4 protein-coding genes are annotated in these 4,258 nt (G+C 60.2%); 3 read left to right on the top strand and 1 reads right to left on the bottom strand.

The genetic code is table 11. From position 1 onward, the window contains the following. Window positions 1–11: 11 nt before the first annotated feature. Entirely contained in the window at window positions 12–1,142 is a 1,131-nt protein-coding gene (locus AXW67_RS23070) for an IS630 family transposase (protein ID WP_063675747.1), read from the bottom strand. Window positions 1,143–1,180: 38 nt separating this feature from the next. Here AXW67_RS23070 and AXW67_RS23065 point away from each other — a divergent pair, with 38 nt between their 5' ends. From AXW67_RS23065 to AXW67_RS23055, 3 genes are all read left to right on the top strand, one after another. Next, window positions 1,181–1,462 (top strand): LexA family protein, encoded by a 282-nt coding sequence (locus AXW67_RS23065; protein WP_063675745.1) that lies wholly within the window; start codon window positions 1,181–1,183, stop codon window positions 1,460–1,462. Between the two features lie 107 nt (window positions 1,463–1,569). Then, window positions 1,570–1,947, top strand: coding sequence for a hypothetical protein (locus tag AXW67_RS23060; RefSeq protein WP_063679690.1), 378 nt, complete (start codon window positions 1,570–1,572; stop codon window positions 1,945–1,947). Window positions 1,948–2,309: 362 nt separating this feature from the next. Further along, window positions 2,310–4,088, top strand: coding sequence for an adenylate/guanylate cyclase domain-containing protein (locus AXW67_RS23055; RefSeq protein ID WP_063679689.1), 1,779 nt, complete (start codon window positions 2,310–2,312; stop codon window positions 4,086–4,088). Window positions 4,089–4,258 lie beyond the last annotated feature (170 nt).

Raw genomic sequence — 4,258 nt, 5'->3', positions numbered from 1 at the left:
CTAGTGGTTCATCACAGTGGTTTTGACTCTTTGGCGGCAACTGGATAGGCGCGACCGAGTTTGGCGCGGGCTTTGTCGGTTGTGAACATCCATTTGATGCGGTCTCGCGCCTTGTTTCGCTGCCGTTGCCATGCTGCGATTTCTTTTCGAAGCCTTTTGGGATCGTCGATGCGACGGCCGAGACACTGGCGCTGCAGCACGCTGATCTCGCACTCGACCATATTGAGCCAGCTGGCGTGTTTCGGGGTGTAGTGGAACTCGAGGCGGCGCAGGATGCGACGGGCCTCGGCAGGCGCAAATGCCTGATATAGCGCGCCGGCCGTATGAATCGACAGATTGTCCTGCACCACACGGATGCAGGCGGCATTGGGATAGTGGACGTCGACGAGTTCGCGCATGCAGTGCGCGTAGTCGACCGCGGCGCGGTGGTCTGTAACCTTGACATTGCGCCAGCCGCGATGCGGATCGAAGGTGACGAAGAGATTGACGGTACCGTTGCGGCGATATTCGTAATCGTAGCGCTCGCGCTGTCCCGGTTGGGCAGGGATCGGCTGGCGTACCTCGCCGATCAGCTGGACTGGGGTCTCGTCGAAGCAAACCAGGGGCCGCTCGGGATCCGGCGCCTCGGCGTAGAGATCGAGCACATCCTCCATCCGGGCGACGTATTCGCCGTCGACATGAGGAATGCACCACATATCCCGGCGCCACGGCTTGAGGTCGTTGTCGGCCAGCCGGCGGCGCACGGTCTCGCCCGACAGGCTGGCGTGATCGGTGAGCTTGACCATCGCGTCGGCCAGCAATGTCAGCGTCCAGCGTTTGCGGCCGGCGGGCGGCTTGGCGCATGCCGTCGCCACCAGCAGGGCCTCTTCCTTGCCTGTCAGCTTGCGTTCCGCGCCCGGACGCGGCTCCTCACTCAAGGCCCGCTCCAGATTGCCTTCTACGAAACGGCGTTTGGTCCGGCCGACGGTGGAAAGGCTGACCCGGACGGTTCGGGCAATCTCCGCGTCGCAGCTGCCTGAATCGGCCGCCAGCACAATCTGAGCCCGTTTGAGTTTGCGGGCGGAATGCGTGCCGCCGCCGAGCATTGCCGTCAGTTCGTCCCGCTCGGCTTGGCTCAATTCGACCCGATAACGTACATTCATGCTTCGCCTCCTTGTCGGAGGCCGGGACGAATCCAGCTATGAGTCAAAAATCAGGCGCGCACTTCACCGAGAAGCAGGGACACTATCTCGCTTTCATCCATACCTACTCGTACATGTTCGGACAGCCGCCCGCCGAGGCCGACATCCAGCGGCATTTCCGCGTCAGCCCGCCGTCAGTCCACCAGATGATCCTCACCCTCGAACGCAACGGGTTCATTCGTCGCCAGCCCGGCGTCGCTCGAAGCATCGAGATCCTCTTGCCACCCGAAAAGTTGCCTATCCTCGGATGGCTCGGTATCAAAACGTCAAAATCACTGTGATGAACCACTAGGGCGTGCGCGTGCGGGATGGCGAGGCCGGCATTGCCAGGTCCTCCCAGGGCGCACCGGCGGCGATTAGGTACTCTTGGCCGAAATGAGGAAGCACCATGCGGCTGTTCAAGATCGTGACCCTCGCGCTCACCGTTGGTGCAACAAACTCAACGACGGTGCCATTAGCGCTTGCCGCTCCTGAATGCTCAAAGCTGGTAGGGCTTGCCGATTGGGGGGAGAACTCCACTGCGGATATTAGCGTCGCATCGGGGGGAAGTTGTCAGTTTTCGATCCCCATGCGTGGCACTGTGAGTAGTTCCGACATTTTGCAGAAGCCGGCACACGGCAAACTGAAAAAGCTCAATGCGACCACTTACGAATACAAGTCCAAGGGTAAGTATAAGGGGAGCGATACATTCATTATCAAGGCTACGGGGCAGGGCCCGAAGGCTTCCGGCGCATCGGTAATTAATGTGAACGCGACGATCAACTAATATCGGCTTCTCTGCTGACGATCGTCACCTCGACGATTACTGGCGCGTCGATTTCTTCGGGAATATGGTCAAAGAGCACACCACTTTGCGAACTCGCCACCGCGCAGGCCTCTGCCTTGTCGAATACAAGACAACCAACAATCAAACAAAGTGCGCAAGCGACATTTCACGTGTTCAACATCTTCAACACAACCGTGCGAGACCTCAGTGGCGGCGCACATTCGAGCTCTTCCCGTAACCAGGCACACCTCGGTCAACGCGGCTGACGTTTCAACTTAACTGCAATGTCCGAGATCCCGTCAAAGCGCGTTTGGCGCTGCGGACTGATCCGTCGTACAATATTGTGGGTTGGATTGGGTGCCATGGTGCAAGAGCGGGTCCGGGTCGAGCGCAGGTTATCAGCGATATTGGCCGCCGACGTGGCTGGCTATTCTCGGCTCATGCACAATGACGAAGAGGCCACGCACGCCAAACTGACGGCGCTCCTCGCGCGAGGTGTTGAGCCCGCGATTGCGGAGCACGCCGGCCGCATCGTGAAGAACACCGGCGACGGGTTCCTGGCGGAGTTTCCGAGCGCGGTCGAAGCGGTCCGAGCTGCCATGCAATTCCAGGCCTGCATCAACGAACTTGCAATCAGTGAAGCGGAAGACGCGCGCATTCTCTTCCGTGTGGGGCTCAATATCGGCGACGTGATCGTCGAAGCTCATGACATCTTTGGAGACGGCGTGAACATCGCGGCGCGGCTCGAGAGCATTGCCGAACCCGGCGGCATTTGTATCTCTCAGACGGTTTTCAATCACGCCCGCGATAAGGTGGCTTTCGAGGTCGAGGAAGCTGGCGAGCAAACTCTGAAGAATATTGCTCGACCTGTCCATGTTTACCGCATCATCACCGATCCTCACCGACGGACTGTGACGCCCAAACCCGAGGGGCCGGCGCTCGCCTTGCCCGACAAGCCGTCTGTCGCCGTACTGCCACTCACCAATATGAGCGGCGACCCCGAGCAGGAATTTGTCTCGGACGGAATCGCTGAGGATGTGATCACGGCACTATCCCGCTATCCCTCGTTGTTCGTCATTGCTAGGAACTCGTCGTTCACTTACAAGGGGCGTGCGGTCGATGTGAGACAGGTCGGGCGCGAGCTCGGCGTTCGTTATGTACTTGAAGGCAGTGTGCGCAAGGCCGGCAATCGGATCCGCGTCACGGCGCAGTTAATAGAGGCGGCGACCAATAATCACGTGTGGGCCGAGCGCTACGACCGTGATCTCGCGGATGTCTTCGCTGTACAGGATGAGCTTACGGAAGCGCTGACGATCGCGCTGACCCCCGCCATCGCAGACGCTGAGCTTCGACGCGCCATGCGCAAGCCACCGGGGAGCCTTGATGCCTGGGCAGCCTATCAGCGCGGCCTGTGGCATCTGAGCAAAGCTACCGCGGACGACGATGAGACTGCAGAGCAATTCTTCAGACAGGCCATCGAACTCGACCCGACTTTCGGCGGCAGCTACAGTGCGCTCGCCTTGTATCAACTGCAAGCGGCCGCGCTCTACCAGAAGCTCGACCTGCGAGACGCGCAACGCTCGGCCGAAACCCTGGCCCGCCAGGCAGTCGCGCTCGATGGTGCCGATGCAGAAGCCCGATCGTGCCTCGGCTGGGCGTTGCAAGCACGCGGCGAGGCTGACGATGCCTTGGCGGAGATCGAGCGGGCTCTCTCCATGAGCCCAAATCTGGCGATCGCGCATGGCCATAGAGGCGCGACGCTGATCTTTGCTAAACGGCCCAAGGAGGGGCTCACGGCTCTCAATGCGTGTCTCAGGCTCGATCCCCGCGACCCCTATCTGGCAGTCCGTTTGTTGCACATTGCGTGCGGTCTTTATTTCTGCGGCGAATACGAGGCTTCGATCGAGGCCGCAAAACGCTTGATCCGGTCGTATCCCGATTTTCCAATGATCTTCCGGTGGTCTGCGGCGGCGCTTGGCCAGCTTGGCCGTACAACGGAAGCGAAAGAAGAATTGGAAAAGGCTGTCTCACGCGCGCCGGGGGCATTCGACATGTATGTTCGCAAGAGAGCTCCGTGGTTTCGTCCAGAAGACCACGCCCATCTCGTCGACGGTCTGCACAAGGCCGGGTGGAAGGGGTGAGGTTGCGTTGAACTTCGGGCCATCTGTTCCGCTTTGCAGCGAGCTGTTCTACGCTTCCCGCACGACGCCTCTTGTCGGATTGCGAAACGTCCGATTCGGGTGTGCGCCGTGAGAAGGCGGCGCTTTCCAGTGGGTGCAAGTCCCACCCGGCGAACGCTCCAGCCGGAAGC

It is taken from the genome of Bradyrhizobium neotropicale, assembly GCF_001641695.1.
Classification (GTDB): domain Bacteria; phylum Pseudomonadota; class Alphaproteobacteria; order Rhizobiales; family Xanthobacteraceae; genus Bradyrhizobium; species Bradyrhizobium neotropicale.
This window is presented reverse-complemented; position numbering and strand designations above follow the sequence as displayed.